We start from the raw sequence: 13,838 nt of genomic DNA, 5'->3' as shown, positions 1-13,838 counted from the left end.
AGTACCAGCGTACGGCCCACAGAATGATGTCACGCTGAAAATGCCGGCCTTTGAATGGGTTCATGTGCAGCTCCATCAGCAAAAGGGGATGATAAGTTTATCACCACCGACTATTTGCAACAGTGCCGAAAATAGCATTGATTTAGAGCTTTATGATCCAAAGCATACTGCAACCAACCAAACACAGGGTTTGAAATTACTGAGCAGTGAAAAACCTAGAACATTAACCAATGTCCCACTTAAAGTAACGACCACTAATATTCCATTAAGACATAGTGCCGCAGTAAGGGCAGCAGAAACCATGCTGATGGCGGATAGTACAACTTCAACCACTTTTTATAATTGTACAACAGGTTTTAATGTGAAAAACGCTGCGGGTACAAAATTTGCGACCACAGCGGCTCACTGTAAGAATTACAAAATTACTGTAGATGACCGCAAGACAACTGGCAATGATAATATTGCACTAACCTTTGTGGGAGACTTCTGGAATGGTAGTCAGGATTTCCAAACCATGAGTTTAGTATCATCTACACATACCTTGAACCCAGAATTTTTCGCCAGTGACAATGTGGTCAAAACTCTAACTGGTCGACGTACACAAGGTAACACACCTGTTGGTACGTATGTCTGTCATTATGGAATGAAAACTGGTTATAGTTGTGGTACGGTTCAGTCGACCGCATTTAAAGCATTTGGTACTGACAATAAATGTGGACCATCAGGGGCAGGTGTGTGTAATGCAACATGGGTAAAAGTTTCAGGTCCAACGTTGGATTGTTGGGGTGGCGATAGTGGTGGTCCAATCTTTATTGGAAGTGTGGCGGCAGGGTTATTATCTACTGCAACTTATCAAGGCACATGGAGTTCTTCCATGAAAGGTCAGGGGTATTGCGGAGGTGCCGCCAAACCTAATGGATATATGACCTATATGTCTACTGATGAACTCTATAAAGAGGGTTACTCATTATTATACGGACAATAACGATGACTAGAATATTTATACTGATGTTCGTCGTTGGACTTTTGAGCGCTTGTCATAAGCCTTCATCAGCCGATCAGTCCAAGATACAAGAATTACAAGTGATGTCCTTTAGTGAGCAGACCTTGGCGCAATTTTCTTGGGAATTAATCGAGGCAACAAATGCTAATAGTGAACGTATAGATTCATTATTTCTGGCTTCAAAACCTGACCAACCTATCACGCTAAAATTTGCAGAAAAGATGCTGTATATTGGGAATTTGTTTTGTAATATAAATTCGATTGGTATTCATTTTAAGGGCAATCATTTATATGCTGAACAACCAATTGTTGCCACAATGATGGGCTGTCCTGATGATATCAACTTACGTGAAAGTACGATGATAGATATTCTGGTGAATGCTCCCACATTATATCTTCAATCTCGTAAGGGGCAGGCACAACTGCTTATAGAAACACAAAAAAAAGAGAAATTGATTTTTAAAGGTGTTCAAGTCAACAAGTAGTCTAAATTCTTGCAGTACACTGATGAAAATCATAAGGTAAAGTTAGATATGAGGAAGCCCAATCATTTAGTTGGGCTTCTTTGTTTAAATATAATTTTAAGAGCCGGTAACTTATTTTCTGTAAGTTCCCTTTTACTATTTTTCTTTTGAGTATTTTATTAATCTAATTCTTTTACGCACTCAATAAGTATTACCACTATACCAACTCTTAGAAAGAGCTTTGAATTCCCTATTTAACATAATGGTGGTTATACGAATTGAACGTGTAACTCCAAAATAGAAATGTCCGGTTTCTCCAAAGTAAAAATGTCCGCTTTTAGAATATGCACTTTTGCAATTTTCTTAGCGGACGGTTTGATATGTTGGTGTCTATGTCGGATAAAGAACTTAAACGATTGTCGGTCTTGCAAGAAATCTGTGATCAACGCATAACCCAGTCCCAAGCTGCTCAGCTACTTCATATTTCAGAACGTCAGATCAGACGTTTATTGCAAAAATACAAAGCTCAAGGCCCAGCTGCATTAGCACATGCTGCACGTGGCCAAATCAGCAATTCCAGGCTTCCTGAAGAGCTCAGACTCAAGTGCCTCAATATTGTTTCGGATCAACTGCATGGTTTCGGACCCACTTTAGCGCATGAAAAGCTCACCACTGTTCATGGATTCGATATTTCAGTGGAAACACTGCGTTCCTGGATGATTGCAGCCGATCTGTGGATTCCTCGCGCCAAGCGCCTGAAACGCCCGTATCAGCCTCGTTATAACCGAGATTGTTATGGTGAACTGATTCAAATCGATGGCTCACACCATGACTGGTTTGAAGGACGCGCTGCTAAGTGCTGTCTGCTGGTATTTATCGATGATGCCACAGGAAAATTACAGCATTTACGTTTCTGTGAGTCGGAATCAGCATTTGACTATATGATTTCAACACGTTTGTATGTTGAGCAGCATGGTAAGCCGTTGGCGTTTTACAGTGATAAACATTCAGTCTTCAGGGTGAATCAAAGCAGCAAGAAAGACACCAAGATTACCCAGTTTGGACGCGTACTCAGTACCCTCAATATCGATATCATCTTCGCCAATTCACCACAAGCCAAAGGCCGTGTAGAACGGGCGAATAGAACGCTTCAGGACCGTCTGATTAAAGAAATGCGCCTGGAAGGCATCTGTTCGATTGAGCAAGCGAATGCCTGGCTGCCCTGCTTTATCGAGCAATTTAATCGTAAATTTGCCAATATGGCCTTTAATCCCAAGGATCTACACCGGACTGTCGCTGAAACAGCCGAAGAATTAGATGATGTTTTTACCTGGCGTGAACCCCGCAGAGTCACGAACAGCCTGACGATTACTTATGATAAATGCGTATATTTACTGGAAAATACCGAAGAAAATAAAAGGTTGATCGGCAAGTATCTTGAGTTTCTGGAATACCCGGATGGCACGGTAGCCATTGAACATCAAGGAAGAAAAATCAATTACAGCATCTTCGATAAATTAAGTCAGCTCAACCAGCGAGAGGTTGTTGAGAATAAACGTTTAGGTGCTGTTCTCAATCATATTCAACAACAGCACGAAGAATTAGAACAGCAAAACAAACGCAATCGTTCTCAAAAGATGCCGAGCAGACGTGCACAGAAAACAGTAATCAAAGAACGAAATCTGAATCCTGTGCTTGACTTGGAAGTGTCTGTATAGGACATTTCTATTTGGTTATTAGGTAGGACATTTCTACTTAGGAATAACAGAACGTAAGCGTCCGCTGAACCCCATGCCTATTTTTTAATTCGGTTCAGGTTTCCAGCGGTGTGGTAGCAATTCTTCAATCTGAGTCACTTTATGTGTCGGCAACCTTTTCAGCACATCACTTAAATAGGCATTTAATCCTGAGAACTAAGAATTATCATTTAAAAATACCACAAAGTAGTATAAAATAAACTACTACAAGGTAGTATGAATGCAATCAATGTATACAATATGTGAGACTCCATTATTTACTAAATACTGTCTTGTTTATTGGACTCAGGAAGAATATGAGGAATTCAAAACATTCTTAGCATTAAATCCTGAAGCAGGAGATGTAGAGCCTAATGCAGGTGGTATTCGTAAGATTAGATGGACTAGCGGTGGTAGAGGTAAAAGTGGTGGTGTCAGAGTCATCTACTTTAATCGTTTAGCAAATGGAGAGATTTGGTTATTAACCTTGTACAGTAAAAAGCAAACTGTACAGCTTAGTAAGAAGACTCTTCAAGCATTAGTGGAGAAACTAAATGACTCGTTTAATGACTGAAAAAGAACTTGAGGCTTTTGAAGCAACTAGGGATATTGAAGCTGAAATATTACAAGGCATCGACGATATGCTTACTAGTAATGCAGCGAAAAGAACCGTAATCACTGAGACAGATGTAGCGTTAGCTCGTAGAAAGGCTCAACTAACACAAGATCAGTTTGCTAAGATTCTTGGCGTATCAAGACGTACTCTTGAATCATGGGAACAAGGTGCGAGAAGACCATCAGGAGCAGCAACATCCCTTATTCGATTATTTATTGTTGATCCAAAATTTGTAAAAGAGAGTCTGGCTTAATTTAGACAGCTCTCTACTATATTTATTTAAGGTTTTTTATGAAGCACTTAGGATTTGTGGGAAAAAGTACTGAATATTTAGGGTATACCCATATTGAAATTATCAATAGCTCATTACGCTTATCTTTCAATATTCCATCAACAAAAGATCTAGAAGAAACCTTTAAAAAGATAGTCGAAAATAACTATGATTTACTCATGGAAACATCAGCAGAAATCGAGTTCGAATTAGAAAGTGAAACGCTAGCAAAGATAGAAACCATCATAAAAGAAAAAGGGATTGAACTTGATGAGTTTGTTCAAAATGCGCTGATTAAACTTATCAACCAAAATGAATTGGCTAAGACTGATTAGACCTTAAATGCAGACAATAAAAAACCCCAGCATCCTGCCGGGGTTTCTCATATTGGGTTGCTAGGTATGACTCCTGTCTTACCTCACGCTCCTGGTGCGATCTTTCTTATTCTTGTTGTTTGGAACTTCCTGTTCCTGATGAGTTCATCATAGGAAAATTCCACTGTTCCTGGTAGCCGCAAAGAGCCGAGATTGTTGTGCGCCAGGGCGTACAAAATAGCCTAAATTTTATCCACAGCCATTGGGGATAGTTTCGGATCCTGAAAGCCGATGAAATGGGCACTGATTGCCAAATTGATCGTTTTTTAATCAAATTTACTGGCAAAATATTACAGATCTGCTTAAAAACTCACCAACTTATTACAAAAGCCGATTTTTTGCTTTTTCTTAGTCATGGCTAAATTTTCAAGTGATTGATATTTATATTAATATACAAGTGTATTGCGTATAACCACCATTATGTTAAATAGAGATAAGACATACTCTAATTTTAGAGTTTTCTTTTAGGTATGATATAAAAATATACAAGCCTAACAGTTTAGTTTAAAGGTTAAAAATTGAATAAATTAACAAATATTTTTATGGCTTTAGGAGTTTGCCTTTCAATGGAAACATTTGCAGAACCTGTTTTTTCTAATGATTTATTAGCGAAAGCAGAAAATGGAGATACTTCTGCTCAGTTAGAATTAGCCGAGATTTATCTATATGGTCATGGTGTTGATTCAGATGAAAATCAAGCTGAAGTTTGGGCTCTTAAATCAGCAGAAAATGGAAATGTAGCAGCAATGTTTTGGTTAGCTGATGGATATGTTACCTATGCTAGATTAATGGAAGATGATGACAAAAACGATTCTTTAGAACATTTCCAAAAAGCTTTTAAGTGGTTTCAGAAAGCCTCAGAAAATGGCCATTCTGAATCAATGGTTGAGTTAGCTTGTCAACGGCATTCTAAAATTGACCCCTTTTACCTTACAAATGGCGAAGTAAAATTGACCCCTTTGATCTCGTATTAAGTTTCAACCTGAGGCTGAATCCCAATTCTTTTTTTATCCTTCAAACGATAACTCTCACCCGATATTTGTACCACATGACAGTGATGTAATAGCCGATCTAACATCGCAGCGGTCAACGTGACATCATCCGCAAATGACTTAGACCATTGGCTAAAGGGTAAGTTACTCGTCAATATCGTACTGCCTTTTTCATAACGCTTGGCAATCACGTTAAAGAACAGATTCGCTTCTTCACGTCCAAATGGTAAATAACCAATTTCATCGATAATCAGTAACTTGGGTCCCAGTACCGCACGTTGCATATAGGTTTTCAGTTTACCTTGCTGATAGGCTGTACTCAGTTGCAGCATGAGATCGGCGGCGGTAATGAACTTGATCTTAATGTTGTTCATGATGGCCTTATAGCCTAATGCCATAGATAAGTGCGTTTTTCCTACTCCGCTAGCCCCGAGAAACACCACATTTTCTGCTCTAGCAATAAAGCTCAGATTGAACAGTTCAATCACCTGTGATTTAGGGGCCCCTAGGGCATAATTAAAATCATAGTCTTCCAGGGTTTTGACTTGAGGCAGGCCTGAGAGTTTCATCAGTACCTGCTGGCTGCGCTGTTGCCTGGCAGCATATTCATGCGTCAAGATCGCTTCAACAAAGTCGGCATAACTTCCATCCTGACCTAATGTTTGTTGTGCATGATGTGACCATTGTGATGCGATGGCAGGCAGATTGAGCTTTTGGCAAAGCTGCTCTATACGGTCGTATTGCAGATTCATCAGGAAACTCCCAGCAACTGGTCATATACAGATAAGGGATGCTGCAAACTCTCGTAGGGCATGACATGCTCTGCTGCTGCAACAGGTACAGTGCTAGAACCTGTATCTGATTGCGGTAATGGCGTAAATTTTTGCTGCTCCTGTTGCAGTCGAACAGCCGGTTTTTCTTGCGTGGTGGCATGAATCCGCTGATTGGCGGTTTCATGCAGCCACCGGCCAATGTGGGCATTGGCGACATCAACATCTAACAATAAACCTGAAGTCTTCAGGCTTGCTTTCAATGGCACAATAAAGCTTGATTTGAGGTATCCATTAAAGCGTTCAACTTTGCCTTTGGTCTGTACACGGTAGGGCTTACATACGCGAGGACGAAAGCTGTATTTCTTGGCGCAGTCGAGCAGTTTGGGGTTCCATTTATGCTGCCCCTCCTGATAGGCATCCCGTTCAATCATGATCGTTTTAGCGTTATCAAACAGGATTTCCTGAGGTACTCCTGCAAAGAACTGAAATGCATTTTCTAGACCATCGATCCATGCATCCGTACGTTCATGATCATAAAATTTCACGAAAGTCGCTCTGGAATACCCTAATGTTGCGACAAAGGCTTTTAAAGTCGTGTTGTTGCGTCGAATCGTAGTGAAATCCACCTGCATTTGTTGGCCAGGTTGGGTTTCAAAACGAATGATCGGTTCCGGTTTGGCAACTGGTTTTAATGTTGCAAGATATTCCCTCAAGATCCTGATCTTTCCTGGATATCCCAACCCTAAAATTTCCTGGTAGAGTACAACAGCAGGAATCCATTCAGGATGAGCTGCGTTTACACGTTGGAGTAAATAGGGTTTATGCGACCTTGGGCCTTAGGGCGCAAGAACTGGCTGTTTGCAGGTTCGCTGCGCAGTGGTCAGCGAGCGGCAAACATCATGACTTTAATCCAGTCAGCAAAGCTGAATGGCTTGGATCCGTATGCCTATTTAAGTGATGTGCTGAAAAGGCTGCCGACGCATAAAGCGACCCAAATAGAAGAATTACTGCCACATCGCTGGAAATCCAACTCAAATTAAAAAATAGGCATGGGGTTCAGCGGACGCTTACGCTTTACAAGCCTGAACGATCTGCTGTTTAAATTCAGCACTGTATGTTCTTCGTTTTTTCGCAAGAGATGCGATGGATGTCTGATTATTTGTAGTCATAAATTTAAGTCCCCACTTGTTTCTAAGTGGGGACTAAATTAAGGCTTATAGGATGAATTCAGAAGGTGTGTTCAGCGGACGCTTACCGTTTTTTAGCAACAGGAGGTGTTGCTGAATATATATCCATGTTCATGGATTAAGTCCCCACTTGTTTTTAGGTGGGAACTAAATTAAGGCTTATAGGATCGCTTGGTAAGGCTGTGTTAGCCGGATGCTTACCTTTGAATTAATAACTTTTAACTCAATATCTAATAACAATCTTTAAACCAAAGGTGCTTAGGAGTTTCATCATAGATTCCAAAGTCGGATTACTATTGGGCTGTTCCATTTTTTGCAAAGTTTGGGGTGCTATTTTTGTGATTTTAGCCATTTCATTTAAAGTCAAATGAAGCTCAGTTCGGATATAACGAGCAACCTTGTAAAATGGCCAGTCAGGATTTTGATTAATCGTCTCCAATATTTCTTGGCGCTTTCTTAACTGCTCAATTGCCGTCATAGGTTTATAGCGCTTATCCACGTGCTAACTCCTGAATCTGCTGGCATATATTTTCAATCCGGTACTGACTATTTTGCAAAATCTCCTGAGAGATCTGCAATTTGTTCATTTCGGCCATCAATCCTCGATAGAGGGGTAATTGCTTGACTAACTCTGCCTGAATTTCATGATGTGAAATACCAGTTTTCGCTGTGACTTGTTCAATCACTGAACGCCAAATTGGCATACCACCATGATCATCTTTTTCCCAACGAGTCGTTCGTGCGATACCATCAGGATGTAACCACATCGGTGCAAAATCGTAGAGTGGAGTCAGTTGTATAATGCCATTATTCAAGCGTTGTATCGCTGTATTGCGGCTATGATTATCTTTATTGCCTAAGGCAACATTGGCCAAATCACGTTTAAGATATTCGAAGATCTCCTCTTTCGGATGACTACAACACTGTGTGAGTAATTCACAGATTTGATTATGAGTCATCCTAATACCAAAACCAGCTTTTCCACTTAGAGATGCAAGACTTTCCTGTGCAATACGCTGGACTTTTCCATCCTGTACGTAGCGATCAAATCTTGGAATAAACAGGGTTTTACCATGTAATTGTAATTCCTCATGTACGCGTAAACCCAAATAATGAGCAATTTTCATATAGTGTGCTTCATTAGTTAAAATTTTATTCAGGCTTTCGTCACTACCACGACTGAACTTCACTAACCAATGTTTTTTTACCTGATGATCTGCAAGTGTGTGATCTAAATAAAATAGGTCATCATGTCCTTGGGAGAGGAGTAGCTTTGGCCATTCACCTTGAACACCTGAAGAGCCGGCAATGAATAAGCCATAAGAGGCGAGCGATTCAATGAAGTGCTCTTTTCGTTCTATAATCTCACTTAGGCTAAAGCCTATATTTTGATCAGTCGGAAAGCTCCTTTGCAGCCACTCATGAGCTTCTTTAATACGTAAATGTCCAATCGGGTTGCCAGCTCCAGCTTTTAAAAGTGCCCAATCTGCTTGTTCTTGTGCATTTTCACTGTAATTTAGTTGTCTTAATAATTCTTTACGACCATAGCCCTGTGGAAGTAAATCCATTAAGAAAGCAGGCCAAGTTTCATTAATTTTATTTTGTACATTCACAGGAAAATGATAGGCGAGTGCATGGCCATCATGTAAGTCCATATAAGAAATTGCATATTCAAATAAATATGAAGTACGAGTTGGTGTTTGCCAACCATGCTCATTTTCACCCATCAACTCAACAATTGCACAGTCAAGCCACTGGTCATCCTGATAAATTTGAATGGTACAATATTTACTCATAACTTTATTAAAATAGTAAAATATATTAAATATTCTTATTATATACCTATTTTAATAAAATAATATTAATTATCTTTCTATTTGCTTGTTAGCCAGTATATTTCTACATGGGAATAACAAGTCATGTGAGTTGATCTCACCGGCTGCTATAGTTTGAGGCAACATCGTCAATAAACATTAGCAGACTACATTTATCAGCATGTCCTTCAAATTAATCATGATATGAGCCGTTAATAAGTCAGCTGCAATCATCCAAGAATGCGGTGTTTTCGTTAAAATATTGAATCCATGAATGCTGGTCAGCTTTTCATGCACTAGATTCAGCCACTTGAGTCTAAAAGGAGCTTGGAATTACAGGTTTGACCATGTGCAGTAGGAGCTGATGCAGATGGACCTTGAGCTTTATATTTTTTCAGTAAGCGTCTGATCTGGCGTTCTGAAATGTGAAGTAGCTGAGCAGCCTGAGATTGGGTGATGCGTTGATCACAGATTTCTTGCAAGACCGACAATCGTTTAAGTTCTTTATCCGACATAAACACCAACATATCAAACCGTACGCTTCGATAATCGCAAAAGCGAGTATTCTTTACTTTGGAGAAACCGGACATTTCTATTTTGGAGTTACAGTTGTTGTTATTCACCAATTAAAATGTCTATGCGATAAACCATTTAAAATGTCCTGTTTTTAACTGCAAGAGTCAAGCACAGGATTTAAATTTCTTTGTTCAATAACAGCTTTCTGAGCTTTACGACTCGGCATACTTTTCTTGAGACGGGAACGTTTATTTTGTTTTTCCAACTCTTCATGCTGTTGCTGGATATGCGCCAGAACCGAGCCTAATCTTTTATTCTCAACCACTTCATTCTGCTGTAGTCCAGCCAGTTTATTGAAGACACTATAGTTGATCTTCCGTCCTTCATGCATGATCGCCACAGTGCCATCCGGGTACTCCAGAAATGAAATGTATTGCCCAACAAGCTTATGATTCAGCTCTGTCGGTTCAAGCAGATAAATACACTTGTCATAGGTGATGGTGAGGTTCTTCGTGACCTTACGCGGTTCCTGCCAGGTGAATATATCCTCCAGCTCAGCATCAGACTCTGTTAGCGGACGATGTAAGTTCTTTGAATTTCGCGCACACTTGGCGAACTTCTGGTTGAAATGCTCAATAAAGCAGGGTAACCAGGCATTGGCTTCGGCAATTGAACTGATGCCTTCCAGACGCATCTCCTTGATCAAACGGTCTTGAAGGGTTCTATTCGCGCGTTCTACGCGACCTTTAGCCTGTGGGGAGTTGGCAAAGATAATATCAATGTTTAACTCATTCAGAATCCGGCCAAATTGCGTGATCTTGCTGTCCTGGCTCGATTTCTGGTTCACTCGGAAGACCGAATGTTTATCGCTATAAAAGGCCAGAGGCTTACCGTATTGTTCAATGTAGGCTCGGGTTGAAAGCATATAGTCGAAGGTCGTTTCTGCCTCACAGAAGCGCAGATGCAACAGCTTTCCAGTGGCATCATCGATATACACCAATAAACAGCACTTAGCAGCGCGTCCTTCGAACCAGTCATGATATGAGCCATCAATCTGGATCAGCTCACCGAAGCAATCACGGTTATAACGTGGCTGATATGGACGTTTAAGGCGCTTGGATCGCGGAATCCAGAGGTCATTTGCAGTCATCCAGCGCCGAAGCGTTTCTACCGGGATATTCAGGTCAAATATGCTGCTGAGCTTCTCATGGGCCAAGGTAGGTCCAAATCCCAGCAGATGTTCGGAAATAATGGAAAGACATTTTGATTTTAATAAATCATCATGGCGACGATGGCCAGGTTGACCACGGCTGGCATGCGCCATACCTGAAACACCATCTTGATTGAGCTTCTGTAATAACCGGGTAATTTGACGGGTTGAAAGATTAAGGATTTCAGCGGCACGGACTTGTGTAATACGATGATCTCGAACGTCTTGCAGAACTGCAAGTCGTTGAATTTCTTTGTCAGACATAGTGATCAGCATCTATATTTATATCCAGTCCATGGTGATAAAAACCATCATAAACTAGACATTTTTATTGGTGAGAATATAGACACTTTAAATGGGTTCTAACAGTTGTACTTCGTATAATAGTGATTATGTTAAATTGATATCAAGTGGCAAAATTTTCATTAATTTTGATATATGGTAATGATTTACTCACTTTAATTGTCAATATTTCTTATGCTGAAAGTATTCATAGGTTTCAATCGCAAATAGAATAACCGCATTTAATAATGCGGTTATAATTTTAACCTTTGATTGGTAAAATTTTTAAATATTTTCCTGTTCATATTCTAAAATTGCTTCTTTTGCAATACGGAAACTATCTACAGCAGCTGGCACGCCACAGTAAATTGCTACTTGCAAGAGTACTTCTCGAATTTTGTCTTTAGGCACGCCATTACGTAAAGCTCCTTTAACATGTAGCTTCAATTCATGCGGACGGTTTAAGGCTGATATCATAGCCAGATTAATTAGACTACGTTCAGGTTTGCTCAGTTCTTCACGTCCCCAGACCGCCCCCCAACAATACTCCGTGACCAGTTCCTGTAAAGGTAAGTTAAAATCATCAGCATTGTTGATCGAATTATTGACATAAGCTTCGCCAAGCACCTGTTTACGAATCGCTAAACCTTTTTCAAATTTTTCATTACTCATTAGCCTAATCCTCCAAATAAGGTGTATTTGATTTCGAGATAATCTTCAATGCCATATTTTGAGCCTTCGCGCCCTAAACCTGACTGTTTAATTCCACCAAACGGTGCAACCTCATTTGAAATCAAGCCTTTATTAATTCCAACCATACCGTACTCGAGTTGTTCACTCATGCGCCACGCACGACCTAAATCTTGTGTGTAGCAGTAAGCAGCTAAACCAAATTCTGTGGCATTGGCCATCTCAATTGCTTGTTGCTCAGTTTCGAACTTAAAAATTGCAGCTAATGGTCCAAAAGTTTCTTGAGTTGCAACATCCATCTCTGCAGTTACATCGGCAATAATGGTCGGTTCGTAAAATAACTCACCAGCGCTGTGTTGTTTTCCACCTGCAACGGCTTTGTTGCACAAAGATTTCATAACTATATGATTTTAAAAGTTTTGATTATTTTTTGATCTAAAATTAAATCTATTTAAATCAGATGCTTACATATTTATGCAACAAAGCCTTATATCTTTACTAGGCTCTATGATCAAAATCATACTGGCACTCAACACTGTAAATTTGAGAATGAATCTGTACGTACAGACTCATTCTCTATCGATAAAGATATTAGAAATAGCTACATAGAGTTTATTTCTAGCTTATTCAAATTAGGCTTTACTATGGATGAACAATAATTTTTACAGCAGACTCATTATTATGAATCAGCGTTTCAAAGCCTTTAGAAACAAGATCATCTAATGCAATACGTTGGGTAATAAAAGGTTCTAGATTAATCTTACCTTGCTCGACTAAACGGATGGTTTCCTGATGGTCATTGACATAAGCAATCGTTCCACGAATATCGAGCTCTTTCATGACCACACTATGCACATTAATTGTGGCAGGATGGCTCCAAATAGAAACGATAACGACTACACCAGTTGGTTTCATTGCTGCAACGAGTGTATCCATGACTTTATTGACACTACTACATTCAAAAGCGACATCTACACCGCGGTCTTCTGTAATTTTCATTACCTCAGCAACTACATCAACCTTAGATGGGTCTAGTACATAATCGGCAACACCCGCTTCTATCGCTTTTTCTTTACGTTTTGCACTCAGTTCAGTAATGATAACCGTGAGACCTTTAGCCTTTAAAATAGCAGATAAAAGTAAGCCTATTGGGCCTGCTCCACCAACCAGTGCGATATCGCCAGCTTTTGCGCCACTTCTGACATAGGCATGATGACCGACAGATAAAGGTTCTATCAATGCTGCTTGGTCTAAAGGAATATCATTTGAAATAGGATGTACCCAACGCCGCTGAACTGCAATTTTTTCAGAAAGACCACCACCGCGTCCGCCTAAACCAATAAAGTTCATATTTTTTGATAAATGATACTTATCATTGGGGCCAGTCGGCACATCGTCAGCAATAATGTAGGGTTCAACTACGACATGTTGCCCAATTTGGATATCATCTACACCCTCTCCAACTGCATAAACCACGCCTGAAAATTCATGTCCCATTGTTACAGGTGCAGATTCTCCCGAAATTGGGTGTGGGTGACCACAAGGTGGAATAAAAATAGGACCTTCCATGAATTCATGTAAATCCGTACCGCAAATACCACACCACGCAACTTGAATTCCAACTGTGCCTGGAAGTACTTTCGGTTCAGGGATATCTTCAATTCGAATATCCCCTCGGTCATAAAAACGAGCTGCTTTCATTTTGTATTCCTTATATTGATGTTAACGGTAAACCATTCCACCATCTGTCAAAATAGACTGACCTGTAATGTAGTTTGTGAACTGAACCGTACCGGGTTTGTCGGAGACTTTTTTATTTAAGTTAGGCCACCTGACCTAACGGGTTAATCTTATCATAGTACATTGCTTCAAACTCAAAAGGTGATACATAACCCAGTGCACTGTGTACA

The 13,838-nt window shown here is 40.0% G+C and carries 12 protein-coding genes and 6 pseudogenes; 8 read left to right on the top strand and 10 right to left on the bottom strand.

Going from position 1 to position 13,838, the window contains the following annotated elements:
- The 3 genes from FTU09_RS13965 to FTU09_RS12900 form a co-directional block, all read left to right on the top strand.
- Positions 1 to 985, top strand: a 985-nt coding sequence (locus FTU09_RS13965) for a S1 family peptidase (protein WP_349665759.1), incomplete at its 5' end; no start/stop codon positions are given.
- 2 nt (positions 986 to 987) lie between these two features.
- Positions 988 to 1,488, top strand: coding sequence for an META domain-containing protein (locus FTU09_RS12905; RefSeq protein ID WP_074163995.1), 501 nt, complete (start codon positions 988 to 990; stop codon positions 1,486 to 1,488).
- A gap of 371 nt (positions 1,489 to 1,859) precedes the next feature.
- Entirely contained in the window at positions 1,860 to 3,185 is a 1,326-nt protein-coding gene (locus tag FTU09_RS12900; RefSeq protein ID WP_154320213.1) for an ISNCY family transposase, read from the top strand.
- Between the two features lie 84 nt (positions 3,186 to 3,269).
- On the opposite strand, the pseudogene FTU09_RS12895 reads toward FTU09_RS12900, so the two are convergent.
- A pseudogene (locus FTU09_RS12895) lies at positions 3,270 to 3,365 on the bottom strand (transposase domain-containing protein); the annotation flags it as partial.
- An 88-nt stretch (positions 3,366 to 3,453) separates the two neighbouring features.
- On the opposite strand from FTU09_RS12895, the gene FTU09_RS12890 reads away from it, so the two are divergent.
- The 4 genes and pseudogenes from FTU09_RS12890 to FTU09_RS12875 all read left to right on the top strand — a co-directional run.
- A complete protein-coding gene (locus FTU09_RS12890) occupies positions 3,454 to 3,777 on the top strand; it encodes a transcriptional regulator (RefSeq protein ID WP_104505828.1) in 324 nt (107 codons plus the stop codon).
- Positions 3,758 to 4,072 (top strand): DNA-binding transcriptional regulator, encoded by a 315-nt coding sequence (locus tag FTU09_RS12885; RefSeq protein WP_104505827.1) that lies wholly within the window; start codon positions 3,758 to 3,760, stop codon positions 4,070 to 4,072. Before FTU09_RS12890 ends, FTU09_RS12885 begins: the two co-directional genes overlap by 20 nt.
- Before the next feature lie 38 nt (positions 4,073 to 4,110).
- Positions 4,111 to 4,425, top strand: a complete 315-nt coding sequence (locus FTU09_RS12880) for a hypothetical protein (RefSeq protein WP_104505826.1) — start codon at positions 4,111 to 4,113, stop codon at positions 4,423 to 4,425.
- Positions 4,426 to 5,030: 605 nt separating this feature from the next.
- A pseudogene (locus FTU09_RS12875) lies at positions 5,031 to 5,360 on the top strand (tetratricopeptide repeat protein); the annotation flags it as partial.
- A gap of 74 nt (positions 5,361 to 5,434) precedes the next feature.
- Here FTU09_RS12875 and istB read toward each other — a convergent pair.
- Positions 5,435 to 6,208, bottom strand: a complete 774-nt coding sequence (gene istB, locus FTU09_RS12870; RefSeq protein WP_001053379.1) for an IS21-like element ISAba8 family helper ATPase IstB — start codon at positions 6,206 to 6,208, stop codon at positions 5,435 to 5,437.
- A pseudogene (istA, locus tag FTU09_RS12865) lies at positions 6,208 to 7,053 on the bottom strand (IS21-like element ISAba8 family transposase); the annotation flags it as partial. The gene istB and the pseudogene istA, both read right to left, overlap by 1 nt.
- Here istA and FTU09_RS12860 point away from each other — a divergent pair.
- Positions 7,051 to 7,269, top strand: a pseudogene (locus tag FTU09_RS12860) (IS66 family transposase); the annotation flags it as partial. The pseudogenes istA and FTU09_RS12860 sit on opposite strands and share 3 nt — an antisense overlap.
- Before the next feature lie 370 nt (positions 7,270 to 7,639).
- Here FTU09_RS12860 and FTU09_RS12855 read toward each other — a convergent pair.
- From FTU09_RS12855 to FTU09_RS12825, 7 genes and pseudogenes are all read right to left on the bottom strand, one after another.
- On the bottom strand, positions 7,640 to 7,915 hold the full coding sequence (locus tag FTU09_RS12855) for a helix-turn-helix domain-containing protein (protein ID WP_016658816.1): 276 nt from the start codon (positions 7,913 to 7,915) through the stop codon (positions 7,640 to 7,642).
- The gene (locus tag FTU09_RS12850) at positions 7,908 to 9,212 is read right to left on the bottom strand and encodes a type II toxin-antitoxin system HipA family toxin (RefSeq protein WP_179990995.1); all 1,305 of its coding nucleotides are present in this window, start codon (positions 9,210 to 9,212) and stop codon (positions 7,908 to 7,910) included. The genes FTU09_RS12855 and FTU09_RS12850 overlap by 8 nt, the downstream gene beginning before the upstream one ends.
- Before the next feature lie 214 nt (positions 9,213 to 9,426).
- A pseudogene (locus tag FTU09_RS12845) lies at positions 9,427 to 9,745 on the bottom strand (helix-turn-helix domain-containing protein); the annotation flags it as partial.
- Positions 9,746 to 9,897: 152 nt separating this feature from the next.
- Positions 9,898 to 11,232 (bottom strand): ISNCY family transposase, encoded by a 1,335-nt coding sequence (locus FTU09_RS12840; RefSeq protein WP_015060273.1) that lies wholly within the window; start codon positions 11,230 to 11,232, stop codon positions 9,898 to 9,900.
- A 291-nt stretch (positions 11,233 to 11,523) separates the two neighbouring features.
- The gene (locus FTU09_RS12835; protein ID WP_177155611.1) at positions 11,524 to 11,910 is read right to left on the bottom strand and encodes a carboxymuconolactone decarboxylase family protein; all 387 of its coding nucleotides are present in this window, start codon (positions 11,908 to 11,910) and stop codon (positions 11,524 to 11,526) included.
- Positions 11,910 to 12,308, bottom strand: a pseudogene (locus FTU09_RS12830) (aldehyde dehydrogenase family protein); the annotation flags it as partial. The gene FTU09_RS12835 and the pseudogene FTU09_RS12830, both read right to left, overlap by 1 nt.
- Before the next feature lie 262 nt (positions 12,309 to 12,570).
- The gene (locus tag FTU09_RS12825) at positions 12,571 to 13,629 is read right to left on the bottom strand and encodes a 2,3-butanediol dehydrogenase (RefSeq protein WP_004281883.1); all 1,059 of its coding nucleotides are present in this window, start codon (positions 13,627 to 13,629) and stop codon (positions 12,571 to 12,573) included.
- Between the last annotated feature and the right edge of the window lie 209 nt (positions 13,630 to 13,838).

The organism is Acinetobacter sp. YH12058 (assembly GCF_013419805.1).
Lineage (GTDB): Bacteria > Pseudomonadota > Gammaproteobacteria > Pseudomonadales > Moraxellaceae > Acinetobacter > Acinetobacter towneri.
This window is presented reverse-complemented; position numbering and strand designations above follow the sequence as displayed.

Excerpts from the sequence above, each read along its gene's own strand:
- FTU09_RS12905 (WP_074163995.1), top strand. The coding sequence starts at position 988 with ATGACTAGAATATTTATACTGATGTTCGTCGTTGGACTTTTGAGCGCT.
- FTU09_RS12900 (WP_154320213.1), top strand. The coding sequence starts at position 1,860 with ATGTCGGATAAAGAACTTAAACGATTGTCGGTCTTGCAAGAAATCTGT.
- FTU09_RS12890 (WP_104505828.1), top strand. The coding sequence starts at position 3,454 with ATGTATACAATATGTGAGACTCCATTATTTACTAAATACTGTCTTGTT.
- FTU09_RS12885 (WP_104505827.1), top strand. The coding sequence starts at position 3,758 with ATGACTCGTTTAATGACTGAAAAAGAACTTGAGGCTTTTGAAGCAACT.
- FTU09_RS12880 (WP_104505826.1), top strand. The coding sequence starts at position 4,111 with ATGAAGCACTTAGGATTTGTGGGAAAAAGTACTGAATATTTAGGGTAT.
- istB (WP_001053379.1), bottom strand. The coding sequence starts at position 6,208 with ATGAATCTGCAATACGACCGTATAGAGCAGCTTTGCCAAAAGCTCAAT.
- FTU09_RS12850 (WP_179990995.1), bottom strand. The coding sequence starts at position 9,212 with ATGAGTAAATATTGTACCATTCAAATTTATCAGGATGACCAGTGGCTT.
- FTU09_RS12840 (WP_015060273.1), bottom strand. The coding sequence starts at position 11,232 with ATGCTGATCACTATGTCTGACAAAGAAATTCAACGACTTGCAGTTCTG.
- FTU09_RS12835 (WP_177155611.1), bottom strand. The coding sequence starts at position 11,910 with ATGAGTAATGAAAAATTTGAAAAAGGTTTAGCGATTCGTAAACAGGTG.
- FTU09_RS12825 (WP_004281883.1), bottom strand. The coding sequence starts at position 13,629 with ATGAAAGCAGCTCGTTTTTATGACCGAGGGGATATTCGAATTGAAGAT.